Source organism: Streptomyces sp. NPDC054956 (assembly GCF_053609185.1).
On sequence record NZ_JBSGXB010000022.1, the window covers coordinates 24,284 to 47,939 of the forward strand.

The window sequence follows — 23,656 nt, forward strand, 5'->3', positions numbered from 1 at the left end:
GTGCGGAAGGGCCGTTGCCCTTCCCAACTCCCTCATTTCTGCCTCTATGCGCGTAGAGTTTTCGGACGTACGCAGCACCGCCGGAAGGAAAGTCACCTCATGGACGTCATCTCCGTCATCCGCACCAAGCGGGACCGCGGCGAACTGAGCCCCGAGCAGATCGACTGGGTCATCGACGCGTACACGCGCGGCGTGGTCGCCGACGAGCAGATGTCGGCACTGGCGATGGCCATCCTGCTGAACGGCATGAACCGGGCCGAGATCGCCCGCTGGACCGCCGCGATGATCGCCAGCGGCGAGCGGATGAACTTCGACTCCCTCTCCCGCCCGACGTCCGACAAGCACTCCACCGGCGGCGTCGGCGACAAGATCACCCTCCCGCTGGCCCCGCTCGTCGCCGCCTGCGGCGCGGCCGTGCCCCAGCTCTCCGGCCGCGGCCTCGGCCACACCGGCGGCACCCTGGACAAGCTGGAGTCCATCCCCGGCTGGCGCGCGCTGCTCTCCAACGAGGAGATGCTGCACGTCCTGGACACCACCGGCGCCGTCATCTGCGCGGCCGGCGACGGCCTCGCCCCGGCGGACAAGAAGCTCTACGCGCTGCGCGACGTCACCGGCACCGTCGAGGCCATCCCGCTGATCGCCTCCTCGATCATGTCGAAGAAGATCGCCGAAGGCACCGGCTCGCTGGTCCTGGACGTGAAGGTCGGCACCGGCGCCTTCATGAAGAACATCGAGGACGCGCGCGAACTTGCCCGCACCATGGTGGGCCTGGGCACGGACAGCGGGGTCAAGACGGTCGCCCTGCTCACCGACATGTCCACCCCGCTGGGCCTCACCGCCGGCAACGCGCTGGAGATCCGCGAGTCGGTGGAGGTCCTGGCGGGCGGCGGCCCCTCGGACGTCGTCGAGCTGACCCTGGCCCTGGCCCGGGAGATGCTGGACGCGGCGGGCATCAAGGACGCCGACCCGGCCAAGGCCCTGGCCGACGGCTCCGCCATGGACGTCTGGCGCCGGATGATCGCGGCCCAGGGCGGCGACCCGGACGCGGCCCTGCCGGTGGCCCGCGAGCAGCACGTGGTCACCGCCCCCTCCTCGGGCGTGCTCACGCGACTCGACGCGTACGGCGTGGGCGTCGGCGCCTGGCGCCTGGGCGCCGGCCGCGCGCGCAAGGAGGACCCGGTCCAGGCGGGCGCGGGCATCGAGCTCCACGCCAAGCCGGGCGACACGGTCACGGCCGGCCAGCCGCTGATGACCCTGCACACCGACACCCCGGAGAAGTTCGACTACGCCCTGGCGGCGCTGGACGGCACCTTCGACATCGCGGCGGCGGGCACGGCCTTCTCCGCCACGCCGATCGTGCTGGACCGGATCGCGTAATCCTGCGCGCTCCCTCGTGCGGCTGAACGGGATCGGTGGACGACCACCGGTCCCGTTCTGCATGCTGGGATCGGTGCCAACAGCTTGAGGAGCACACCATGAGCGCACTCACCGTTCAGCATGAGCCACGAGGTGGCGAGAGCTGGGACGAGCTTGTCCATCGCTGGGAGGCGATGGACTGGCCGGAGGGCTGCAAGGTGGAGATCATCGAGGGGATCGTCACCGTGGCGCCACCACCGGTCAACCATCACAACTACATCGCCGACCTGGTTCATGAGGGCCTGTACGCGGCGAAGCCCGACGATTGTGGGATTTACCAGACGCTCAACGTGGCGGTCCCGTCGCGAAGCGGCCTCTACATTCCTGACCTTGCGGTCGTGCCACGCGATGTGGTGCGCAGCGAGGGCAACTACGTCCCTGCAGCCGCCGCTGAGATCGTTGTCGAGATCACCTCGAAGTCGAATGCCTCCGACGATCGGGTGGCCAAGCTGAACGGCTACGCCGCCGCAGGCGTGACGCTCTACCTGTTGATCGACCCGCACGTGTCCGGCACGCCCACTGTCCACCTGTACGGCGAGCCCCAGGGCGGCACGTACCGCCTGCTTTCGGTGGTCGAGTTCGGCGAGCCGATCCACATCCCCAAGCCGTTCGACTACACGCTCGACACGTCGGACTTCCCCCGCCTCTGACCCCGGTTTCTCGGCCGCGCGGGTCGCGCCGATGAGTTACGGGCCGTAGGCGAGTCATCCCCTTGTGACGATCACAAGACTCGTACTGCCCGGCTCCACCGCCCAGGACACCGCGCGACTGTGCGCACGGCTCGTACTGCTCTACGAGGCGGGGGCCACCGAGGTCGTATGCGATGCATCCGCCGCCATCGCGCCGGATCTCCGCACCGTCGAGGCGCTGGCCCGGCTACGCCTCGCAGCCGCCGGCCGCCCCCTCCGGGTCATCGGGGCCGGGCCCGGCTTACGCGCGCTGCTGGACCTCGTAGGACTCGTCGAGCTGCTCGGGGAGCCCGAAGAGCGGGAACCACCGGGGGGTGTCCAGGAAGGCGTTGAGCCCGACGATCTTCCCGTCTGAGACCTCCAGGACCTGCAGCGCCCACGGGGTCCAGCCCGGCCGCCCGTCCTCGCGCGGCCGGTACTGGCCGAACGCCGGCATGCCGTTCGCCGTGGTCGGGAGCAGCCGCGAGCCCTTGCAGCCGATGCCCTGGTTCAGATGCCAGGCCGCGATGTCCTCGCGGCCCCGGAGCCACAGGTCGAACGGCGGCATCGACAGCACCGCGTCCTCGTGCAGGAGCGTGGTCAGGCGGGTGATGTCGTACGCCTCGAAGGCGGACAGGTACTGCTCCAGCAGCTTCACCTGGTCGGTGTCCAGCGGGTCCGCGGACTCGCTCTCGCGGATCCGGGTGGCGGCGAGCGTCGCGCGGGCCCGCTGAAGGGCGCTGTTCACCGACGCGACGGTGGTGTCCAGCAGCGTCGCGACCTCGTCCGCCTTCCAGGCCAGCACCTCGCGCAGGATCAGCACCGCCCGCTGCTTCGCCGGCAGGTGCTGGAGCGCCGCGACGAAGGCGAGGCGTACGGATTCCTTCGCCAGCGCCATCTCCGCCGGGTCGGCGGTCTGCGGCAGTACCCGCCCGTCCGGGACCGGCTCCAGCCAGGTCACCTCGGGCCGCTCGTTGAGCACGGCGGACGCCTGGTGCTGCGGGGCGCTCAGGTCCATCGGGCGGGCCCGCTTGTTCCCCGCGTTCAGCAGGTCCAGGCAGACGTTCGTGGCGATCCGGTACAGCCACGACCGCAGGGAGGAGCGCCCCTCGAACTTCTCGAAGCTGCGCCAGGCACGGATGTACGTGTCCTGCACCGCGTCCTCGGCGTCGAAGGAGGAACCGAGCATCCGGTAGCAGTAGCCGGTGAGCTCGACGCGGTACCGGTCCAGCGCCGCGTCCAGCCCGGGCCCGAGATCGGTGGTATCCGTCATGTCCCTTGATCCCCCTGGTAGTTCCCGATACTTCGGAAACTACCCGAGGGCTCTGACAACCGCAGCCCGGCACGCGGTGACGGAACGTTCACCCGGTTGCTCAGAGCTGCCACCGGGCCCGCACCACACCGTCCGCGTCCGGCAGTACACCGGTGAACAACGGCTTCCGCTCGTCGACGTAGATCGACAGCAGGGTCGCGGCCCGGGCGACGGCGAGCACCTGCGCCAGCTCGGCCCGGTCCTCCTCGTTGACCCACATGCTCGACACAAGACCGTCCGCGTCCTCCCACACGACCTCGACCGTGAACTGCTCGGGAAGCCCGGCGAGCAGCCCGTCGGTGTCGGTGGACAGACCCGGCCACACGTTCAGCAGGGCGCGCGGCGCCAGCCCGGCCCGGAGGGCGTCGAGCCGGCTCCCGTCACCGAGGGAGTGCCAGCGGGAGAGGTTCGAGACGGCGTTCTCCTGGACCAGCCCCGCCTCACCGCGCTCCGCGCTCGCCCGCACCCGCTCCCAGAACTCCTCGTCGGCGGGGCGCAGCTCGTACTCCTCGTCCGGCGACTGCTCGTACGGCGAGGCCTCGATCGGCTCCGCGAAGAGCCCGAGCTCCCCGGCGCGGGCCACGGCCGACTCGCAGGGCGTGCGGGAGCCGACGTAGACGTACTGGTCGTACCCGACGTGCACGGTGAAGACGTCCCGCTCCTCCTCCTGCGCCTCCAGCCGGCACCACGCGCCGTGGTCGCGGAGCATGCCGCGTACGAGCTCGAGCGCGATCGGCACCGTCACCTGCGCGCCGTCGTGGAACCCGGCAAGGCCGTCGGGGAACAGCACGTCCAGCCCGTGGCCCTCCACCGGGGGCTCCAGCCCGAAGTGCACGAAGCCGCTGACCTCCGGAGACCGGACGGCGAGCCGCTCGACCCCGCTCTCCTCGGCGAAGGCGGCGACGGCCTCCAGGTACGCGGCCTCCAGCGGCCCGTGGTCGCTGATGGAGTCGACCGTCCCCCGGTAGGTCCCGTCGGGATCCCGGTCGGCGGGGTCGTACTTGGTCACCCGGTACACATGGGGGAGCGGCACGTCAGTCCTCGTCTTCTTCCTCGTAAGCCGGTACGACCCATCGAAGGACGGCCTCGCCCGCCCGGTCCTCCAGCGTGGCCGGGTACACCTGCCCGTACGCCCGCTCGCCGTAGTGGCGCAGGGCATGGTCCCCGGGGTCCCAGCCGAGCCCGAGCACCCGGCATCCGCCGACCTCCATGGCCCCGGCCAGCAGGGGATGGCCCCAGCCGGCGCGGTGGAAGCGGTGGAAGTCGGTGTGCTCGTCCACCGCGACCACCAGACCGTTGCCCGGGCCCCGGTTGACCCAGTCCTCGATCCGCGCGCCGAGGGCCTCAGCCTCGGCGAGGGGGAGGTCGAGGAAGCCGTACGGTCCGGAGCCGTCGGGGTTCTCGGGCACGACCTCGCCGCCGAACACCGCGTGGGCCTCTTCCCGGTACAGCCCCCAGTACGTGACGTCGGCCAGCCCGTCCACGGACTCTCCGCCCAGGCTCTCGAAGGAGTCCAGCGCCCGGGCGTCGCCCAGGATCATGCCGCAGCGGTCGATCGGGAGGTCGCCGAGGGGGACCGGGCCGTCGCCGTGGGCCGCCCGGTCCCAGGGGATGCCCAGGGAGATTTCCAGGGCCGAGACCACCGGCTCGTCGTCGAAGACGGACGGGGAGGTCCACGCCCGTACCGGCAGCGGCCGGTCGGCGGCGGCCGGGACGGCCACGGCCTCGTACTCCCACGTCATGGGGTCGGCGGCCTCGCCGTCGTGGAGGTGGCCACCGCCCGCCGCCGCGGCGGCGAACGCGTGCTCCGACCAGGGCCCGTCCCCGTCCCGCCGGTGGTCGATCCAGCCCGCCTTGCCCAGGAGGAGCACCCCCGAGGGGGCCGTGACCGAACCGAGGACCAGCTCCGTGAGGGCCGGGAGCTCCGGGAGGTCCCACGACGCGGGCGGGCGGAAATCGCACCGCGTGCCGTCGAAGGGGTACGCGGCCGCCTCGACGAGCTCCGTGACGCGGACGCCCTCCGCGCGTATTTCCTCCGCCTCGGCCGCCGTCCAGTACACCGGGTGGCCCGTCTTCCCGGCGAAGGACTCCTCGTCCTTCCACTGCCACACCCGCTCCGGGCTGACCGTGATGTCCAGCTCCTGGTCGGTCACGTGGATGTCCGCACCGGACCGGGCGCGCGACTCCAGGTTCACGTACCAGCCCCGGAACTCCTGCTCCTCCGTGAAGGTCCACCACACCGCGTGCCCCGCCCCGGCCGGCTGGAGGATCAGCGCGCCCCCGCGCCGCCAGCGGCTCGGCCGCAGCGGGTACGAGCCGCCCGGCGGCAGGTCCCGCAGGTGGGCGCCGGGCGGGAGTTCGGCGCGCCAGACCGGCGTGCCCGGGGCGATCCACAGCAGCAGACCGTCTTCGCGGTCCTCCACTATCCGGGCCGGACAGACCATGCTGACCGTGTCACCGAGGATCAGGTGAAAGTTGACTGTGGACATGGGCAGCGATCATGCCATCCGGGTCCGTCAGTGCCGCACCCCGTCGGCCCTTCAGCGGGCGGGCAGCGCCGCCGCGTGCGCGGCACGGGCCGCGTGGGACCCGTACAGGGTGATCGAGACGACGCCGGCGACCGCGAGCAGCGCGATGGTGACCGTGGCCGCCCAGCCCGCCGAGTGGTAGGCGAGGGCGCCGAGCGTGCCGCCGGCGCTGGAGCCGACGTAGTACGCCGACTGGTAGAGCGCCGAGGCCTGCGCGCGGCCCGTCTTCGCCGTGCGGCTCACCGCCGCCGAGGCCACGGCGTGGCCCGCGAAGAAGCCCGCCGTGATCAGGACCAGCCCCAGCAGGATCGCGGCGAGCGAGTCCGCGAGGGACAGGAACAGGCCCAGCGCCGTCGTGGTCACCGCCAGGTAGAGCGCGCCGCGCCGGCCCGTGCGGGCCACCAGCTGCCCGGCGGCCGCCGAGGAGACCGTACCGACCAGGTAGACGAGGAAGATCGAGCCGATGACACCCTGCCCGAGGGAGAACGGCTCGTCGACGAGGCGGTAGCCGATGACGGTGTACACGGCCCCGAACACCGTCATGAACAGCGCGCCGATCCCGTACAGCCGCAGCAGCAGCGGATCGCGCAGGTGGCCTGCGACGGTACGCCCCACCGCGCGCGGGTTCAGCGAGGCCGGCCGGAAGAACCGGGCCCGGGGGAGGAGCACCAGGAACGCCGCCGCGCAGGCCAGCGACATCAGGCCCACGGTCAGCAGTCCGCCGCGCCAGCCCCACGCCTGGGCCGCCCAGCCGGTGACGATGCGGCCGCTCATGCCGCCGATCGAGTTGCCCGCCACGAACAGGCCGATCGCGGCGACCAGCGCCTTCGGCTTCACCTCTTCCGCCAGGTACGCCATCGCGGAGGCCGGGATGCCGGCGATCGCCGCGCCCTGGACGGCGCGCAGCGCGATCAGCCACTCCAGGTTCGGGGCGAACGGCACGAGGAGGCCGACGCCGACCGCGACCGCCATGGAGCAGATCATCAGCCGGGTCCGGCCGAAGCGCTCCGAGAGCGCGCTGAGCGGCAGGACGAAGAGGGCGAGCGCGCCGGTGGCCGCGGAGACCGTCCAGCTGGCCTGACCCGCCGTCACGCCGAAGCCGGCGGAGATCGCGGGCAGCAGTGCCTGGGTGGAGTAGAGGAGGGCGAAGGTGGCCAGTCCGGCGGCGAAGAGCGCGAGGCTGAGGCGGCGGTAGCCGGGACGGCCGGGCTCGTGCGCTTCGGGGGCGGAGGCGGGGAACGACGGGGTGGAGGCACCCGTGACGGCGGGTGCCCCGGTATGAGCGGGAGGCATGTGTACGACCGTAGGGCCGCCCGTTTCATGCGTCCAATGCACAGATTCGCGATAATCAATCCATCCACGCATCACCGCAGGTCAGATGGGCGCATATCGATGAGCCGTTACGAAGAAGACATGGCTGTGACACACGCGCTGGCCCCGCGCCTCGCGTACTTCGTGGCCGTGGCCCGGCACGAGCACGTCACCCGCGCCGCCCACGAGCTGGGCGTTCCCCAGTCCACCCTGTCGCGGGCCATGGTCCGGCTCGAACAGGACCTGGGCGTCACGCTGTTCGCCCGCAAGGGCCGTACCGTCGCGCTCACCACCGCGGGGCGCACCTTCCTCGCCTCGGCGGAGCGCTCGCTCGCCGAGATCGCCCGCGCCGCGGGATCCGTACAGCAGGACGCGGACCCGGCCTTCGGGAAGGTCGCCTTCGGCTTCCTGCACACCCTGGGCTCCGAGACCGTGCCGGGCCTGATCCGGGCCTTCCGGGCCGACCATCCGGGCGTACGGTTCTCCCTCGTCCAGAACTACGGCGAGGCCATGCTGGAGAAGCTCCGGGCCGGCGAGCTCGACCTGTGCCTGACCTCGCCGCTGCCCGACGCCCCCGACCTGGTGGCCCGCCGCCTGGACGAACAGCGGCTGCGCCTGGTGGTCCCCGACGACCACCGCCTCGCCGGCCGCAAGCGGATCCGGCTGGCCGAGGCGGCCGAGGAAACCTTCGTCACCCTGGAGGCCGGCTACGGCCTGCGCCGGATCACCGACGACCTGTGCGCGGAGGCCGGGTTCACTCCCCGGGTCGCCTTCGAGGGGGAGGAGGCGGAGACCCTGCGCGGGCTCGTCGCCGCCGGGCTCGGCGTCGCGCTGCTGCCGCCGCCCGCCGTGGCCCGCCCGGGGGTGGTCGAGCTGACGGTCACCGCCCCGCGCGCGGTCCGCGAGATCGGGGTCGCCTGGCTGGACGGACACCCGGACACGCCGCCGGTGGCGGAGTTCAAACGGTTCCTGCTGTCCCGTCGGGGCCGGCTGATCCCGGAGCTTCCGGAGCCCCGGCCGGGCGCGTGAGCGGGGCGCCGACCGCCGCCGACAGCAAGTACCCGGCCTGGAAACGGGACTTGGCGCCCACCGCGCGCATGACCTCCGCGATGTGACGCTGGCAGGTCCGCTCGGACATGCCGAGCCGCCGCGCGATGGCCTTGTCCTCCAGCCCCTCCGCGAGGAGCCGGACGATGTTCTGGCGGAGCTCCTCGGAAATGGAGCGGGCCTGGTCCGGGCCGACGGTGGTGGCGAAGGGCTCCGCCTGGGCCCAGGAGCGCTCGAAGGTCTGCACCATGAAGTGCACGACGTTCGGCTCGCGCACCACCAGCGCGGCCTTGTCGTCGTCGCGGACCTCCAGCAGCCCGGTGTGCTGGTCGACCAGGATCATCCGCATCAGCCCGTCGCCGACGGTACGGACCTGCGAGCCGAGCGCGGTCACGCGCTCGACGTAGGCCGCGGTGGGGCGCGAGTAGCGGGCGGTGTGCTGGTAGATCGTGCGCAGCCGCACGCCCCGGGCCAGCATCGCCTCGTCCCGGCCGACCGCCTGCTCCAGGATCTCCGGGGACCGGCCGCCACCCGGATGGCAGGTCAGCACCTCGCACTCGGCCGAGCCGATGAGCTCGGTGATCAGGTTCTGCAGCGCGGCCTGGTCGGTGATCAGCTCCAGGCGGTCCACCCCGTCCCGGTCGCGCTGGGTGCTGCCGGCCTCGTACTGCGGGATCAGCGACTCCAGCCGGGCGCGCAGCCGGTCCATCTCGTCGTGGGTCTCGCGCACCCGCAGGGCCAGCGGGGCCAGCGTGCGGGCGGTGGCGGCCCGCGGGGACACCGCGCTCCAGCGCAGCTCCCGTACGGTGCCGTTCGCGCAGGTCTGCGGACGGGGCTGGAGCAGGTGGGCCGCCGCGAGCTCGGCGACGGCGGACGCGGCGGGCTCGCCGAGGGCCTCGGCCGCCTCCGCCTCGGTGAAGACGTGCCGCTCGGCCGCGTACCCGTAAAGACGCAGGGCCGCGGGACTCAGCTGCTCCGTTTCATCCGCAGGCATGTACATATTCGTCCCGACCTGTGCCGATTGGTAAACCCCTCGTGTTCCCGCAAGGCGTCAAGACGATGCCCCTGGATCTTCGCGAGCTTATGCCGAACCGGCACAGTGGTGCCACGGCGTTCTCGGGGGAGGGCGCGGGCGTTTTCCGGTCCGCGCTTCGCCGTCACGGCGTCGCGCCCGCAAGCGGGTGCGTGCCTCTGGTGGTCGCGCCGGATCCGACCGCACCATCCGACCGTGAGGGGACGGCCCGGCCGGCGCGGCCCACCCCGCGCGACCACCAGCCACCCACCCCGCCCCCGCCCCCGGCACCCACGGCCTCACCCCCACCGCCCTCACCCCCGCAGCGACCGCCCGAACCCGGAGGCCAACGGCATCCGCAGCCCCAACGGCGGCGGCGCCGCCAGCGCGTCGGTGACAGGACGGGAGTAGCGGCCGGAGAACACGGATCCCAGGACGAAGTCCACCGACAGGGCAACCACTTCGGCCTGGTGCTCACGTAACCGGTGCCCGTCGGAGTGCACCTCGAAGCGGCACGTGGTGCGGTTGGCCTTCTTCGCCCGGCTCGCCAGCCGGAACGAGAGCTCCGGGTCGCTGCGCGCGTCATTGGTGCCGTGCACGATCAGCACCCGGCGCCCCGACAGCTGTTTCACCGGTTCAGGGGAGCCGTCCCCGCCCTGCCGGGGCAGCGAAGGGGCGAGCGCGAGAACGGAGTTGACGGCCTCGTGGCCCGCGGCGGCCAGCGCCGCCCGGCCCCCGGCGTCGTATCCGGCCAGGCACACCGGAACGTCCCCGTACCGGCGGACGACCTCGTCCGCCGCCCATTGGGCGTCCTCCTCCCGGCTGCCTCCGCCGTGGACGACCTGGTGCGTGACCAGCCCCTCCGCCGCCCCCGCACGGGCCAGCGCCCGCGCGAGCGGGCGCACCGGACCGGGGGAGAACCTGGACGCCCCGGGGAGCAGGAGCACCACACCACTGACCGTAGAGACCGAGCCGTTCGCGCCGGCCGCCCGCCCCAGGCGGGCCCCGCGCGCCGGCGGCGCATGCTGTGCCATGACGGAACAGTCTCAGACGCCGAGGTGTACGCCACCCGTCCGCGCGGTCACTGTTACATATCGCATGCAGGCACACTCTCAACGCTCTACGCGCGTAGGAGCTAGAGTGCGCAGATGACGAGCGAGACCCCCAACCTGCCCACCCCGGATCAGATCCGCCGCTCCCCGAAGGTGCTCCTGCACGACCACCTCGACGGTGGACTGCGCCCCGGGACCATCATCGAGCTGGCCGCCAAGGTCGGTTACGAGAACCTTCCCGAGACCGAGGCCGACAAGCTCGGCGTCTGGTTCCGGGAAGCCGCCGACTCCGGCTCCCTCCCGCGCTACCTGGAGACGTTCGCGCACACCTGCGCCGTCATGCAGACGAAGGAGGCCCTCTTCCGGGTGGCCTCCGAGTGCGCCCAGGACCTGGCCGAGGACGGCGTCGTGTACGCCGAGATCCGCTACGCCCCCGAGCAGCACCTCGAAGCCGGCCTGACCCTCGAAGAGGTCGTCGAGGCGGTCAACGAGGGCTTCCGCGAGGGCGAGCGCCGTGCGCGCAGCAACGGCAACCGCATCCGCATCGGTGCGCTGCTGACCGCGATGCGGCACGCCGCCCGCGCGTTGGAGATCGCGGAGCTGGCCAACCGCTACCGCGACAACGGCGTGGTCGGTTTCGACATCGCCGGTGCCGAGGCCGGGTTCCCTCCCACCCGCCACCTCGACGCCTTCGAGTACCTCAAGCGCGAGAACAACCACTTCACCATCCACGCGGGCGAGGCCTTCGGTCTGCCCTCGATCTGGCAGGCGCTGCAGTGGTGCGGCGCCGACCGGCTCGGCCACGGCGTGAAGATCATCGATGACATCGAGGTGGCCGCCGACGGCTCCGTGAAGCTGGGGCGCCTGGCCTCCTACGTCCGGGACAAGCGCATCCCCCTGGAGATGTGCCCGACGTCGAACCTGCAGACGGCCGCGGCCGCCTCGTACGCCGAGCACCCGATCGGCCTGCTGCGGAAGCTGCACTTCAGGCTCACGGTGAACACCGACAACCGTCTGATGAGCGGCACCAGCATGAGCCGCGAGTTCGAGCACCTGGTCGACACCTTCGGCTACTCGCTCGACGACATGCAGTGGTTCACCGTCAATGCGATGAAGTCGGCGTTCATTCCTTTCGATGAACGACTGGCCATGATCAACGAGGTCATCAAGCCCGGATATGCGGAGCTGAAGTCGGAATGGCTGTTCCAGCAGACCGCTTCCACCAGCGGTTCTGTCTCGGCGTAGGCCATGGCATGACGTTCTGAGAACGCCCGGGAGGAGCAATTCCCGGGCGCTTTCTCGTATTTAACGATGTTTGCGGGCCGGGGTTTGAAGTGACTAGTTTGCGGAGCCGCTCATTTCCCCGTCGCAAGGACGATCCTTCATGAAGCAGTCAGCTGCCAAGACCCTCGGTGTCGCCGCTCTCGGTGCCGCCTTCGCCGCCGTCGCCGCCGGGACCGCCTCGGCCTCCGTCCCCGCCGTCGGTCTCGGCGATGCGCTGGGCACGGTCCAGGGCCTCACCAGCCAGCAGCGCGTGAGCTCCGAGGAGGGCCAGCAGGCCCCCCAGGCGACCGACCCGGCCGCCGCGCTCGGCACGGTGACCGGTCTGCTCGGCGGTCTCCCGACCAGCGGCCTCGGCGCCTGATCCGCTCCGGATCACCGGCGGATTCGTACGTGATCCGTACGCGATTCGCACGCATGCCCGCGCGGTGCACACCTCTTCGAGCAGGTGTGTGCCGCGTCGCGGCATGTGCCAGGATCACCGCCAACTGCCCGCCGAACAACGGGGTGTGAGGTCTCGATCATGCGCATGAAGGCACCAGCGGTCACGGCCGCGCTGCTCCCCGCCCTGCTGCTCGCGGCAGTGGGCTGTGGCAGTACGCACACCCCCGCGCCGGGCAAGGCCCCGGACCCGAAGGGCTCCGCGAGCGCACCCGGCCCGTCCGCGTCGGCCGGCGCCCCGGGAGCCCCGGGCTCCGCCGGATCCACGGGATCCTCCGCCGCGCCCAAGCGGGCCGGCAGCAGGCTGGAGCGCTCCGCCCTGGAACAGGGCGACCTGGCCGGCTATCAGATCTCCGCGAACGGCAAGAACCCCGGCGCACCCGACGGCCAGCCCCAGGCCGACCGCAAGGCCTGCCAGCCGCTCGCCGACATCATGGGCGACAAGCCCGACCCGGCCGCGCGCGAGACGGTCAACCGCGGCATCGGCTCCCAGAAGCAGATGGGCCTCGCGGTCTCCGCCTCCGTCAGCTCCTACGCCGAGGCCGACGCCAAGGCGCTGATCAGCAGGCTCAGGGACGCCGTGGCCGCCTGCGGTACGGGCTTCACCGCCACCGTCGAGAAGCAGAGCGGCGTCTACCGCGACGTGAAGCCGACCGACTACAAGACGGACGGCGACGAGAGCGTCAGCTGGACCACCACCGCCTCCGCCGAGGGCGTCACCGCTCAGGTGCACCTGGTCGTCGTACGCCAGGGGGACTCCGTCGTGCGCCTCATGGCCCTCAACGTGACGGGCAGTCCGAAGGCGCCCGAGGTCCCGCACGAGGTCACGGACAAGCAGCTCCAGAAGGTCCGCGCCGCTCGCTGACGTTGCCGGTCGGATACGAGGGCGCCGGTCGAAACGTGCCCGCCGGAAGGGCGGGCCCGCTCGGCGCCCGGCTTTTCCGGATTACCAGCCGGCGGTGCCGGCGGCGCTCGTCTTGTCGTTCGGCAGGAGCACCCACAGCGCCAGGTAGAGCAGGAACTGCGGGCCGGGGAGCAGGCACGAGACGAGGAAGATGACACGCATCGTGTTCGCGGATATTCCGAATCGACGCGCCAGGCCGGCACAGACTCCGCCGATCCATCGTCCGTCACGGGGGCGGGCAAGGGCGCTCATGGTCTCTCCTCAGGCTTTTTCGCGGGAAGTCTTCCTGCGATGTCTCAATACTCCCGCTGAATGGAGGAGAGGACGTCGGTCCAGGGACCGAGCCCGACCCTGGGAATTCTCGGGGTAGCCCCCTGAGGCCCGGCCTGAGGGCCTCCCTGGGAGCCGGCCCGGGCGCCCGTCCCGGAACCGGACGGGGAGGAGGCCAGGACGCCCCCCGAAGAAGCGACGGCCGTCCGGGCCCGCCGCATCCGGCCCCGCAGCGCCGGTACGACGATCACGTGCGCGAGCATCACGCCGACGGTGTTCAGCAGCACCGAATCCACGTCGACCACCTGCCCCGGGACCGCGGTCTGGAGCATCTCCACACCGACCGAAACCAGCGCGCCCGCGGCGGCGGTCCGGGCCAGCGAGGACCAGGCGGCCAGCGGAGACAGCTCCACCCGCCCGCTGATCAGCGGCAGCAGCACCCCGAGCGGGGCCAGCAGGGCCAGCCCCCCACCGATCCGCCGTGCGGCCACCAGGGGCCCGGCGGCGAGGTCCGCGCGGATACCGTCCAGCGGAGTCAGATTGGCAGCGGCCGCCCAGGGAACGTCCAGCGGGCGCAGCATCAGCCAGCCGACGACGAGGAGGTGAGCGGTCAGCAGGACCCCGGCGAGGAGTCGGATCCGCAGGTGAATAGCGGCGTTGCCGCTGCCCTTGAGACGGTGCACATCTGGGGGGACGCACCCCGCGGTGCCCGCGGTTCCGGAGAAAGCGCCGGTCAGCCCGTGGCGAGCAGCACGATGAGGATCAGCGCGCCGATCACGGCGGGCGCGATGATCTCGTACGACCAGGTGACCTTCACACTGCCCTGGGCGCCGGGCCGGGAGGCTCCGCGCTCGTGCAGTTCGCGCAGTTCCTCCATGGTCCGGTCCGCCGTGGCGCGGGGCACCTCGTCCTTCTGGTCCGCACCCTGCCCGGGCGTGGACATGCTCCGGCCCAGGAGCCCGCCGAGCCTGCTGGGATGCCCCTGCTGGGCCCGGTTCGCCCGCTTGCGCTCCCGCAGGGAGACGGGCACCGACCACAGCTGGTACTTGGCCCCCTCGGCCCGCACCTCGGCCGAGAACGTGGCGCGCAGGGAGTCGACGGCAGCCCAGGGGAGCTCGATGACCCGGAACGGGTTCCGCACGCGCAGCCGGTCGGCGTTGGCGAAGACGGCCGGGCGGATCGTGAACGCCACGACGAGCGGTACGAGGAACAGCGCGACGGCGAGCGCGACCCACGGGGAGTTCCCGCCGCCGCGTACGACGGTGTCCCCGCAGAGCCACGCGATCAGCGCGAGCATCAGCACGCCGGAGACCGTGGCCATGGGGGAGCGGTAGACACGGTCTGCGTACGCCGGCTCATCGGTGGGCTGCTCGCTGCTCATGGGCCCGATTCTGCCTCAACCCCGCCGCGGTGGTGGTGTCGGCAGCGGGTAGAAGCCGGCCGCGGCTTCCGCGCCCGCCGGCCACACCCTGAGCCCGTACTGGGCGTCGTCCGTCGCGACGAGGTCGTACCGGGTGCCGTCGAGCATCGTGCGGGGGTGCGCGCGGTCCACTTTCGCCAGTACGCGGCCGGCCCAGCCGTCGGCGGGCTTCCAGTCCGGAGCGACGGCGCGGATCCAGGCCTCGGGTCCCTCGGGCCCGTTGCGCAGCACCGCGATCCGGCCCTTGCCGACGAGGACGGTCTCGCCGCCGTAGCGGGCGTCGGCCGACGGGTCGGACGGGCCCGGAGGATCGGCGGAGGCGGAGGCAGGGGCAGGGGCAGGGGCAGAGGCAGAGGCAGAGACGTAAGCGGAGGCGATCGCGGTCGCGGCGGGCGTCAGAAGCGCCCCGGCGAGGGCGGCGGTGACGAGCGGGGTACGGAAAACGGTACGCATGGCGGCTCCTCGGAGCATTGTCCCGAAAGGGCGGGAGAACCGCTCGCCGGCCCCCGGCGGCCCCTTCCGCCCCCTGTGGGGGGGGTGACAGGCCGCTACGCGCGTAGATATGCTCATGTGGTGACCATGCCCACCACCCTCACCGCATTCGCTGACGTGACGAGGTCCGACAGTGCGCTGCGCCGCTTCCTGCACGGGCTGCCCGGCGTCGACGCTGTCGGCCTGGAGGCCCGCGCGGCCTCCCTCGGCACCCGCTCGATCAAGACGACGGCGAAGGCGTACGCCATCGACCTCGCCATCTCGATGATCGACCTGACGACGCTGGAAGGCGCGGATACCCCGGGCAAGGTCCGGGCGCTCTCCGCCAAGGCCGTGCACCCCGATCCGACCGACCGCACCACGCCCATGACGGCCGCCGTCTGCGTGTACCCGGACATGGTGGCCACCGCGAAGGCCGCCCTGAACGGCGCCGACGTCAAGGTCGCCTCCGTCGCCACCGCCTTCCCGGCCGGCCGCGCGGCCCTGCCCGTCAAGCTCGCCGACACGGCCGACGCCGTGGCCGCCGGCGCCGACGAGATCGACATGGTCATCGACCGTGGCGCCTTCCTCGCCGGCCGCTACCTCGAGACCTACGAGCTGATCCGCTCGGTCAAGGAGGCCTGCGTCCGCCCCGACGGCACCGCCGCCCGCCTCAAGGTGATCTTCGAGACCGGCGAGCTGTCCACGTACGACAACATCCGCCGCGCCTCCTGGATCGGCATGATGGCCGGGGCCGACTTCATCAAGACGTCCACCGGCAAGGTCGGCGTCAACGCGACCCCCGCGAACACGCTCCTCATGCTCGAAGCCGTCCGCGACTTCAAGGAGCAGACTGGAATCCAGATCGGCGTGAAGCCGGCCGGCGGCATCCGGACCACCAAGGACGCCATCAAGTTCCTGGTCCTGGTCAACGAGACCGTGGGCGAGGACTGGCTGAGCAACCACTGGTTCCGCTTCGGAGCCTCCAGCCTGCTCAACGACCTGCTGATGCAGCGCCAGAAGCTGAGCACCGGCCGTTACTCCGGTCCCGACTACGTGACGGTGGACTGATCACCATGGCATCTGTATTCGAATACGCGCCCGCGCTGGAGTCGCGTTCCGTCGTCGACATCGCCCCCTCCTACGGGCTCTTCATCGACGGCGAGTTCACCGAAGCGGCGGACGGCAAGGTCTTCAAGACCGTCTCTCCGGCCTCCGAGGAGGTGCTCGCCGAGATCGCGCAGGCCGGCGCCGCCGACGTGGACCGGGCCGTCAAGGCGGCCCGCAAGGCCTTCGAGAAGTGGTCCGCGCTGCCCGGCTCCGAGCGCGCCAAGTACCTCTTCCGCATCGCGCGGATCATCCAGGAGCGCAGCCGCGAGCTGGCCGTCCTGGAGACCCTCGACAACGGCAAGCCGATCCGGGAGACCCGCGACGCGGACCTCCCGCTCGTCGCCGCGCACTTCTTCTACTACGCGGGCTGGGCCGACAAGCTCGACCACGCGGGCTACGGCGCCAACCCGCGCCCCCTCGGCGTGGCCGCCCAGGTCATCCCGTGGAACTTCCCGCTGATGATGCTCGCGTGGAAGATCGCCCCGGCGCTCGCCACCGGCAACACCGTCGTGCTGAAGCCGGCCGAGACGACCCCGCTGTCCGCCCTGTTCTTCGCGGACATCTGCCGCCAGGCGGGCCTGCCCAAGGGCGTCGTCAACATCCTCACCGGGTACGGGGACGCGGGCGCGGCCCTCGTCGAGCACCCGGACGTGAACAAGGTCGCCTTCACCGGCTCCACCGCCGTCGGCAAGGCCATCGCGCGCCAGGTCGCCGGTACCGACAAGAAGGTCACCCTGGAGCTGGGCGGCAAGGGCGCCAACATCGTCTTCGACGACGCCCCCATCGACCAGGCCGTCGAGGGCATCGTCAGCGGCATCTTCTTCAACCAGGGCCAGGTCTGCTGCGCGGGCTCGCGCCTCCTGGTCCAGGAGTCGGTCCACGACGAGCTGATCGGCTCGCTCAAGCGCCGCCTGTCCACGCTGCGCCTCGGCGACCCGCTCGACAAGAACACCGACATCGGCGCGATCAACTCCGCCGAGCAGCTCGCCCGGATCACCGCGCTCGCGGAGACCGGCGAGGCCGAGGGCGCCGAGCGCTGGACCGCGCCGTGCGACCTGCCGTCGTCCGGCTACTGGTTCGCCCCGACGCTCTTCACGAACGTCACCCAGGCGCACACCGTCGCCCGCGACGAGATCTTCGGCCCGGTGCTGTCCGTGCTGACCTTCCGCACGCCCGACGAGGCCGTCGCGAAGGCCAACAACAGCCAGTACGGCCTGTCCGCCGGCATCTGGACGGAGAAGGGCTCGCGCATCCTCGCGGTCGCCAACAAGCTCCGCGCGGGCGTCGTCTGGGCCAACACGTTCAACAAGTTCGACCCGACTTCGCCCTTCGGCGGCTACAAGGAGTCGGGCTTCGGCCGCGAGGGCGGCCGCCACGGCCTCGAGGGCTACCTCGCCCCGTCGAACCCGAAGGGTGAGCGCTAATGGGATCCGTTGAGTCGACCCGTCTGAACGTCTTCAAGACCTACAAGCTGTACGTCGGGGGCAAGTTCCCCCGCTCCGAGAGCGGCCGGGTGTACGAGGTGAGCGACTCCAAGGGCAACTGGCTGGCCAACGCCCCGCTGGCCTCCCGCAAGGACGCCCGTGACGCGGTCGTCGCCGCGCGCAAGGCCTTCGGCGGCTGGTCCGGCGCGACCGCGTACAACCGCGGCCAGATCCTCTACCGCATCGCCGAGATGCTGGAGGGCCGCCGCGAGCAGTTCGTCCGCGAGGTCGGCGAGGCCGAGGGCCTGTCCAAGTCGAAGGCGGCCGCCGTCGTGGACGCGGCCATCGACCGCTGGGTCTGGTACGCGGGCTGGACCGACAAGATCGGCCAGATCGTGGGCGGGGCCAACCCGGTCGCGGGCCCGTTCTTCAACCTCTCCACCCCCGAGCCGACCGGTGTCGTCACGGTCGTCGCCCCGCAGGCCTCGTCCTTCCTCGGACTGGTATCCGTGATCGCCCCGGTGATCGCCACGGGCAACACGGCCGTCGTCATCGCCTCCGAGAAGGCGCCGCTCCCGGCGCTCTCCCTGGGCGAGGTGCTGGCCACCTCCGACCTGCCCGGCGGCGTGGTCAACATCCTGTCCGGCAAGGCCGCCGAGATGGGCCCGCACCTGGCGTCCCACCAGGACGTCAACGCGATCGACCTGGCGGGCGCCGACACGGCGCTGGCCAAGGAGCTGGAGATCGCGGCCGCGGACAACCTCAAGCGCGTCCTGCGTCCACAGCCTGTGGACGACTGGAGCGCCGACCCGGGCACGGCGCGCATGACGGCCTTCCTGGAGACCAAGACCGTCTGGCACCCCACCGGGTCGCTGGGCGCGGGCGGCTCCTCGTACTAGAGCCGTACGAGCTCCCCCGAAGACCGGCCCCGGCAGCGTTCCCCCGCACTGCCGGGGCCTCTTCATGCCCTACGGGAGCTGCTTGCCGCCCGTCAGCGGGCCCAGGAGGGAAGACGCCGCGGCGGTGGGCAGCTCGCCGACCGACGGCCCCTGGGTCAGGATGCCGGTGACCATGCCGGTGCCGACGGAGGGGAAATCCGCGACCTGGGTGGCCACGCCGTTGTCGAGCGGGTCCACGCCGGTGTGGGCCAGCGGATTCACCTTGAGGTTCGAGATCGGGTCGGAGACCCCCGCGAGGGCCGCCGGAACATCGAGCTCGCCGGCCTGGGCACCCCCGGCGGCCATCGCGAGGGCCGCACCGGCCATCGAGAGGGTCAGGCCCGCACTGCGGAGTCGGTTCGGTACGGAAGGGGCTGCGTGACGTGCCATGGAGATCCCGCCTGGGTTGTAGTCGCGTGCGCACGCAGCGTAGTGGAGGTGTGATCCTCGATACCAACGGACCTTTGGGTAGGTCCCCTGCCCGAGGTAATAGTTCACACTGTTGTTCCGTGAGCTGTTCCTCTCCTTCGCCTACGCGTGTCGTCCTGCTGACCGGTCCCTCGGGCTCCGGCAAGTCCTCGCTGGCGGCCCGTTCCGGGCTGCCCGTGCTGCGCCTGGACGACTTCTACAAGGACGGCGACGACCCCACCCTGCCGCTCGTCGAGGGCAGTGCCGACATCGACTGGGACTCCCCGCAGTCCTGGGACGCGGAGGCGGCCGTGGCCGCGATCGCCGAGCTGTGCGCGGCCGGGCGGACCGAGGTCCCCGTCTACGACATCTCCACCTCCTCCCGGACCGGTACGGAGGCGCTGGACATCTCCCGGACCCCGCTGTTCATAGCCGAGGGGATCTTCGCGGCGGACGTCGCGCTGCGGTGCCAGGAACTGGGACTGCTGGCGGACGCGATCTGCCTGCGCGGGCGGCCCAGCACCACCTTCCGGCGCCGGCTGGCCCGCGACCTGCGCGAGGGCCGCAAGTCGGTGCCGATGCTGCTGCGGCGGGGCTGGCGGCTGATGCGGGCGGAGCGGGGCATCGTGGCCCGGCACACCGCGCTGGGCGCGCACGCCTGCGGCCGTGACGAGGCGCTGGGCCGCCTAGCGGCGGCTGCGGCGGGCCGCCACCGCTCGGCGAGCGCGAGCACCGCGGCCGCGTAGCGCGCAGGACCCAGCGCGCAAGACGCAGGGCGCACATGAAAGCGCGGAACCAGTCGGACCCCCGGCCGACTGATTCCGCGCTTTCCCCCCATGGCCGCCGCCCCACCCCCGTAGGACGGCCCCCCGGCCGTTGGTCCGTCAGGCGACGAGGTCCTCGAAGGACTCCGCCTCGTCGCGGCCGAAGCTCAGCGCCTCGTCCTCGCGCATGCGCCGCAGCGAGCGCCAGATGCTCGACTTCACCGTGCCGACGCTGATGCCCAGGATCTCCGCGATCTCCGGGTCCGTGCGGCCCTCGTAGTAGCGCAGCACCAGCATCGTGCGCTGCGGCTCCGGGATGCGGGCGAGCGCCTGCCACAGCACCGCGCGCAGCTCCGTACCGCCCATGGCGTCGGTGTCCGAGGCCGTCTCCGGCAGCTCTTCCGTCGGGTACTCGTTCAGCTTGCGCCGGCGCCAGGCGCTGATGTGCAGGTTCGTCATCGTGCGCCGCAGGTAGCCGCCGACGGCAGCCTTGTCGCTGATGCGGTCCCAGGCGCGGTACGTGGAGAACAGCGCGGTCTGCAGCAGGTCCTCGGCCTCGTAGCGGTCGCCGGTCAGGTGGAAGGCCGTCGCGTAGAGGGCGGCCCGCCGCTCCTGGACGTACGCCGTGAACTCGGCCTCGGAGTCGCCGGACGGGTTCGCCGTGCGCTGCGTGGGGACGGTGGGGCGCTCGTAGGTCTTCGCGTCGATGGCCACCACGTGCGCCGGCCGCCGGGAAGGGGCCGTCGCCGTACGGACGACCGTCCGGCGGTTCACATCGTGCAGCCGCGTGACAACCGCGCTGGTGGTGGTGCTGTGCAGCGTGTTCATCTCGCGCCCCCCGTCGTGGAGTCTGTGTGTTCGTTGCTAGAAGACTGCCCGCCCGACATAACCGGGGTGTCCTTCGACTGTCACAGGCCTGTCACAGGGTCCCGGCCGGGCCCCGGGGGAGCCCCGCCCGGGATTGGGGGCGCAAGGCGGTCGAAGTCCTCAGGGGCGATGGGACAGAATGAGCCCGTGCCCTTCCTGTTGCTCATCGAGGACGACGACGCCATCCGCACGGCCCTCGAACTCTCCCTGTCACGCCAGGGCCACCGTGTGGCCGCCGCGGCGACGGGCGAGGACGGCCTGAAACTGCTGCGCGAGCAGCGGCCGGACCTGATCGTCCTGGACGTGATGCTGCCCGGGATCGACGGCTTCGAGGTGTGCCGGCGCATCCGCCGCACCGACCAGCTGCCGATCATCCTGCTGACCGCGCGCAACGACGACATCGACGTGGTGGTCGGCCTCGAGTCCGGAGCCGACGACTACGTGGTCAAGCCCGTCCAGGGGCGGGTCCTCGACGCCCGCATCCGGGCCGTGCTGCGCCGCGGCGAACGCGAGTCCACCGACTCCGCCGTCTTCGGCTCGCTGGTCATCGACCGGTCCGCCATGACGGTGACCAAGAACGGCGAGGACCTCCAGCTCACCCCGACCGAGCTGCGGCTGCTCCTGGAGCTCAGCCGCCGGCCCGGTCAGGCGCTCTCCCGCCAGCAACTGCTGAGGCTCGTCTGGGAGCATGACTACCTCGGCGACTCGCGCCTCGTGGACGCCTGCGTCCAGCGGCTGCGCGCCAAGGTCGAGGAAGTGCCCTCGTCACCCACCCTGATCCGTACGGTCCGGGGCGTCGGCTACCGACTGGATTCCCCTCAGTGATCAAAGCCCTGTTCGCGGGCCGGCGCTGGACCAGCCTGCGGCTGCGGCTCCTCGTCGTGTTCGCGCTGGTCGCCCTGACGGCCGCGGTCTCCGCGTCCGCGATCGCGTACTGGCTCAACCGCGAGGCCGTTCTGACCCGGACCCAGGACGCCGCACTCGGCGACTTCCGGCAGGAGATGCAGAACCGGGCCGCGGCGCTGCCCGCCGACCCGACGCAGGAGGAGCTGCAGCACACCGCCGAGATGATGGCGGGCAGCAGCCCCGGCTACAGCGTGCTGCTCGTGGACGAGCTGAAGGACGGCCGCAAGGTGTCCGGCGCGGCCGGCCCCGACGCCTTCTCGCTCGCGGACGTGCCCAAGTCGCTTCAGCACGCGATCGACGACCGGCAGAAGACCACGTCGGCCAACGACGCCGAGTACCACATGTACTGGCAGCGGACGAAGCCGAACGGCAACCCGTACCTGGTCGGCGGCACCCGGATCGTGGGCGGCGGGCCGACGGGCTACATGTACAAGTCCCTCGCGCAGGAACGCGACGACCTCAACGCCCTGGCCTGGTCGCTGACCATCGCCACGGGGCTCGCGCTGCTCGGCAGCGCGCTGCTCGCGCAGGCCGCGGCCCGGACCGTGCTGAAGCCCGTACAGCGGCTCGGCGACGCGGCGCGTCGGCTCGGCGAGGGCGAGCTCGACCACCGGCTGGAGGTGTCGGGGACGGACGAACTCGCCGATCTGGCGCACACCTTCAACAAGACGGCGGAGGCGCTGGAGAAGAAGGTCGCCGACATGAGCGCGCGGGAGGAGTCCAGCCGGCGGTTCGTCGCGGACATGTCCCACGAACTGCGCACGCCGCTGACGGCGTTGACGGCGGTCGCCGAGGTGCTGGAGGAGGAGGTCGACGACCTCGATCCGATGATCGCACCGGCGGTGGCGCTGGTCGTGAGCGAGACCAGGCGGCTGAACGACCTGGTGGAGAACCTGATGGAGGTCACCCGCTTCGACGCGGGAACGGCCCGGCTGGTGCTGGACGACGTGGACGTCGCCGACCAGGTGACGGCGTGCATCGACGCCCGGGCCTGGCTCGACGCGGTCGAACTCGACGCGGAGCGCGGGATCGTGGCCCGTCTGGACCCCCGGCGCCTCGACGTGATCCTGGCCAACCTGATCGGCAACGCGCTCAAGCACGGCGGGTCGCCGGTACGGGTCTCCATCCGGGTGGAGGGCGAGTGGCTGGTCATGGCGGTACGGGACAACGGGCCGGGCATCCCCGAGGAGGTGCTGCCGCACGTCTTCGACCGGTTCTACAAGGCGAGCGCTTCGCGCCCCAAGTCGGACGGCAGCGGTCTGGGCCTGTCCATCGCGATGGAGAACGCGCACATTCACGGCGGCGACATCACCGCGGAGAACGGGGCGGAGGGCGGCGCGCTGTTCACGCTGCGGCTGCCGGTGGACGTGGGGAAGGTGATCGCCGGTGACGAGGCGTAGTACGGCCGTACTGGCGGCCCTGGGCCTGCTCGCCCTGTGCGGCTGCCTGCCGGGGTGCGGGATCAGGGCGACCACCGTGCCGGTGGACGTGGGCGCGGCGCCCTCACGGGTGTCGTGCAAGACGCCGGCGACCCCGCCGGCCGGGGCGGGCGGGGTGCAGGGCATCCGGGCCACGGTGGAACTGGTCTGCGGGGCCCAGCTGGTGGGCGTCGAGCGGGTGGTGCCGATCCCGGAGAAGAAGCCGTCCAGGGACGCGGTGGTCCTGGTGGGCCAGGCCCTGCTGGAAGCCTTGCAGCGCGAACCGTCCTCGGAGGACCGGGAGGCGGGCTTCTCGACCGACGTCCCGGCCGGGCTGACGGCGGCGGCGCCGCGGCCGGGCGACCCGGCGGGCACGCTGCGGCTCAGCCGCAAGCCCGAGGACCTGCCGCCGGTGGCGCTGTCGCAGATCGTGTGCACGCTCTCGGAGAGCGACGCGATCTCGGCGGGGCCGGGCCCGGTGGTGCTCGGCGGTCCCGACTCGGACCCGCCGCGCGCGTGGGAGTGCAGCGAAGCCGTCCGCTCGCGGCCGGAGGCGGTCCCGACGCTGGGCGACGTGGTGCGGCCCGGGACGACGGCGTCGCCGACGCCCTCGCCGAAGAAGACCTGACCGGCGGACCGGCCCGACCGGCCCGCCCGTGCGAACGGCCCCGGACCATCGGTCCGGGGC

26 protein-coding genes are annotated in these 23,656 nt (G+C 71.8%); 14 read left to right on the forward strand and 12 right to left on the reverse strand.

Features of this window, described 5'->3' with window-relative positions; all coding sequences use genetic code 11:
* The first annotated feature begins 99 nt into the window (after positions 1–99).
* From ACWGDE_RS06820 to ACWGDE_RS06830, 3 genes are all read left to right on the forward strand, one after another.
* Positions 100–1,377, forward strand: coding sequence for a thymidine phosphorylase (locus tag ACWGDE_RS06820; RefSeq protein WP_453387907.1), 1,278 nt, complete (start codon positions 100–102; stop codon positions 1,375–1,377).
* Between the two features lie 98 nt (positions 1,378–1,475).
* Positions 1,476–2,066: a Uma2 family endonuclease gene (locus ACWGDE_RS06825; RefSeq protein ID WP_453387908.1), complete on the forward strand. Its 591-nt coding sequence runs from the start codon at positions 1,476–1,478 to the stop codon at positions 2,064–2,066.
* A 64-nt stretch (positions 2,067–2,130) separates the two neighbouring features.
* A complete protein-coding gene (locus ACWGDE_RS06830) occupies positions 2,131–2,460 on the forward strand; it encodes an STAS domain-containing protein (RefSeq protein WP_453387909.1) in 330 nt (109 codons plus the stop codon).
* Here the strand turns inward: ACWGDE_RS06830 and ACWGDE_RS06835 are convergent.
* From ACWGDE_RS06835 to ACWGDE_RS06850, 4 genes are all read right to left on the reverse strand, one after another.
* A complete protein-coding gene (locus ACWGDE_RS06835) occupies positions 2,347–3,357 on the reverse strand; it encodes a sigma-70 family RNA polymerase sigma factor (RefSeq protein ID WP_453387910.1) in 1,011 nt (336 codons plus the stop codon). The two genes, ACWGDE_RS06830 and ACWGDE_RS06835, sit on opposite strands and share 114 nt — an antisense overlap.
* Positions 3,358–3,457: 100 nt before the next feature.
* Entirely contained in the window at positions 3,458–4,429 is a 972-nt protein-coding gene (locus ACWGDE_RS06840; RefSeq protein WP_453387911.1) for an RNA-binding protein, read from the reverse strand.
* A 1-nt stretch (position 4,430) separates the two neighbouring features.
* On the reverse strand, positions 4,431–5,885 hold the full coding sequence (locus ACWGDE_RS06845) for a DUF402 domain-containing protein (protein ID WP_453387912.1): 1,455 nt from the start codon (positions 5,883–5,885) through the stop codon (positions 4,431–4,433).
* A 51-nt stretch (positions 5,886–5,936) separates the two neighbouring features.
* On the reverse strand, positions 5,937–7,217 hold the full coding sequence (locus ACWGDE_RS06850; protein WP_453387913.1) for an MFS transporter: 1,281 nt from the start codon (positions 7,215–7,217) through the stop codon (positions 5,937–5,939).
* A gap of 99 nt (positions 7,218–7,316) precedes the next feature.
* Between ACWGDE_RS06850 and ACWGDE_RS06855 the strand changes: the two genes are divergently transcribed.
* Positions 7,317–8,264 carry a LysR family transcriptional regulator gene (locus tag ACWGDE_RS06855; protein ID WP_453387914.1) on the forward strand — a complete coding sequence of 316 codons (948 nt, stop codon included), beginning with the start codon at positions 7,317–7,319 and terminating at the stop codon, positions 8,262–8,264.
* Here ACWGDE_RS06855 and ACWGDE_RS06860 read toward each other — a convergent pair.
* Together ACWGDE_RS06860 and ACWGDE_RS06865 are read right to left on the reverse strand one after the other, a co-directional pair.
* A complete protein-coding gene (locus tag ACWGDE_RS06860) occupies positions 8,194–9,276 on the reverse strand; it encodes a LuxR C-terminal-related transcriptional regulator (protein ID WP_453387915.1) in 1,083 nt (360 codons plus the stop codon). The two genes, ACWGDE_RS06855 and ACWGDE_RS06860, sit on opposite strands and share 71 nt — an antisense overlap.
* 332 nt (positions 9,277–9,608) lie before the next feature.
* The gene (locus tag ACWGDE_RS06865; protein ID WP_453387916.1) at positions 9,609–10,328 is read right to left on the reverse strand and encodes an alpha/beta hydrolase; all 720 of its coding nucleotides are present in this window, start codon (positions 10,326–10,328) and stop codon (positions 9,609–9,611) included.
* Between the two features lie 114 nt (positions 10,329–10,442).
* Between ACWGDE_RS06865 and ACWGDE_RS06870 the strand changes: the two genes are divergently transcribed.
* The 3 genes from ACWGDE_RS06870 (at position 10,443) to ACWGDE_RS06880 (ending at position 12,933) form a co-directional block, all read left to right on the forward strand.
* The gene (locus ACWGDE_RS06870) at positions 10,443–11,591 is read left to right on the forward strand and encodes an adenosine deaminase (RefSeq protein ID WP_453387917.1); all 1,149 of its coding nucleotides are present in this window, start codon (positions 10,443–10,445) and stop codon (positions 11,589–11,591) included.
* Positions 11,592–11,730: 139 nt separating this feature from the next.
* The gene (locus tag ACWGDE_RS06875) at positions 11,731–11,991 is read left to right on the forward strand and encodes a hypothetical protein (RefSeq protein WP_453387918.1); all 261 of its coding nucleotides are present in this window, start codon (positions 11,731–11,733) and stop codon (positions 11,989–11,991) included.
* A gap of 165 nt (positions 11,992–12,156) precedes the next feature.
* Positions 12,157–12,933 carry a hypothetical protein gene (locus tag ACWGDE_RS06880; RefSeq protein ID WP_453387919.1) on the forward strand — a complete coding sequence of 259 codons (777 nt, stop codon included), beginning with the start codon at positions 12,157–12,159 and terminating at the stop codon, positions 12,931–12,933.
* Positions 12,934–13,014: 81 nt separating this feature from the next.
* Here ACWGDE_RS06880 and ACWGDE_RS06885 read toward each other — a convergent pair whose 3' ends face one another.
* From ACWGDE_RS06885 to ACWGDE_RS06900, 4 genes are read right to left on the reverse strand one after another with little or no spacing between them, the layout of a single operon-like run.
* Positions 13,015–13,224 carry a PspC domain-containing protein gene (locus ACWGDE_RS06885; protein ID WP_453387920.1) on the reverse strand — a complete coding sequence of 70 codons (210 nt, stop codon included), beginning with the start codon at positions 13,222–13,224 and terminating at the stop codon, positions 13,015–13,017.
* Between the two features lie 44 nt (positions 13,225–13,268).
* Positions 13,269–13,925 (reverse strand): VanZ family protein, encoded by a 657-nt coding sequence (locus ACWGDE_RS06890; protein ID WP_453387921.1) that lies wholly within the window; start codon positions 13,923–13,925, stop codon positions 13,269–13,271.
* Positions 13,926–13,975: 50 nt separating this feature from the next.
* Positions 13,976–14,623, reverse strand: coding sequence for a PH domain-containing protein (locus tag ACWGDE_RS06895; RefSeq protein ID WP_453387922.1), 648 nt, complete (start codon positions 14,621–14,623; stop codon positions 13,976–13,978).
* A 15-nt stretch (positions 14,624–14,638) separates the two neighbouring features.
* A complete protein-coding gene (locus tag ACWGDE_RS06900) occupies positions 14,639–15,115 on the reverse strand; it encodes a hypothetical protein (protein ID WP_453387923.1) in 477 nt (158 codons plus the stop codon).
* A 126-nt stretch (positions 15,116–15,241) separates the two neighbouring features.
* Here ACWGDE_RS06900 and deoC point away from each other — a divergent pair, with 126 nt between their 5' ends.
* From deoC to ACWGDE_RS06915, 3 genes are read left to right on the forward strand one after another with little or no spacing between them, the layout of a single operon-like run.
* Entirely contained in the window at positions 15,242–16,204 is a 963-nt protein-coding gene (gene deoC, locus ACWGDE_RS06905) for a deoxyribose-phosphate aldolase (protein WP_453387934.1), read from the forward strand.
* A gap of 5 nt (positions 16,205–16,209) precedes the next feature.
* Positions 16,210–17,667 carry an aldehyde dehydrogenase family protein gene (locus ACWGDE_RS06910; protein WP_453387924.1) on the forward strand — a complete coding sequence of 486 codons (1,458 nt, stop codon included), beginning with the start codon at positions 16,210–16,212 and terminating at the stop codon, positions 17,665–17,667.
* Positions 17,667–18,566, forward strand: a complete 900-nt coding sequence (locus ACWGDE_RS06915; RefSeq protein ID WP_453387925.1) for an aldehyde dehydrogenase family protein — start codon at positions 17,667–17,669, stop codon at positions 18,564–18,566. Before ACWGDE_RS06910 ends, ACWGDE_RS06915 begins: the two co-directional genes overlap by 1 nt.
* A 69-nt stretch (positions 18,567–18,635) precedes the next feature.
* Here the strand turns inward: ACWGDE_RS06915 and ACWGDE_RS06920 are convergent, their stop codons facing one another.
* Positions 18,636–18,995 (reverse strand): hypothetical protein, encoded by a 360-nt coding sequence (locus ACWGDE_RS06920; protein ID WP_453387926.1) that lies wholly within the window; start codon positions 18,993–18,995, stop codon positions 18,636–18,638.
* 53 nt (positions 18,996–19,048) lie between these two features.
* Here ACWGDE_RS06920 and ACWGDE_RS06925 point away from each other — a divergent pair, with 53 nt between their 5' ends.
* Complete coding sequence (locus ACWGDE_RS06925; RefSeq protein WP_453387935.1) at positions 19,049–19,759, forward strand: uridine kinase family protein; 711 nt, start codon at positions 19,049–19,051, stop codon at positions 19,757–19,759.
* Between the two features lie 138 nt (positions 19,760–19,897).
* Here the strand turns inward: ACWGDE_RS06925 and ACWGDE_RS06930 are convergent, their stop codons facing one another.
* The gene (locus tag ACWGDE_RS06930; protein ID WP_453387927.1) at positions 19,898–20,605 is read right to left on the reverse strand and encodes a SigE family RNA polymerase sigma factor; all 708 of its coding nucleotides are present in this window, start codon (positions 20,603–20,605) and stop codon (positions 19,898–19,900) included.
* Positions 20,606–20,791: 186 nt separating this feature from the next.
* On the opposite strand from ACWGDE_RS06930, the gene afsQ1 reads away from it, so the two are divergent.
* From afsQ1 to ACWGDE_RS06945, 3 genes are read left to right on the forward strand one after another with little or no spacing between them, the layout of a single operon-like run.
* Positions 20,792–21,469, forward strand: a complete 678-nt coding sequence (gene afsQ1 / locus ACWGDE_RS06935; RefSeq protein ID WP_453387928.1) for a two-component system response regulator AfsQ1 — start codon at positions 20,792–20,794, stop codon at positions 21,467–21,469.
* Complete coding sequence (locus ACWGDE_RS06940; RefSeq protein WP_453387936.1) at positions 21,367–22,950, forward strand: ATP-binding protein; 1,584 nt, start codon at positions 21,367–21,369, stop codon at positions 22,948–22,950. The genes afsQ1 and ACWGDE_RS06940 overlap by 103 nt, the downstream gene beginning before the upstream one ends.
* Positions 22,937–23,596 carry a hypothetical protein gene (locus ACWGDE_RS06945; protein ID WP_453387929.1) on the forward strand — a complete coding sequence of 220 codons (660 nt, stop codon included), beginning with the start codon at positions 22,937–22,939 and terminating at the stop codon, positions 23,594–23,596. Before ACWGDE_RS06940 ends, ACWGDE_RS06945 begins: the two co-directional genes overlap by 14 nt.
* The last annotated feature ends 60 nt before the right edge of the window (positions 23,597–23,656 follow it).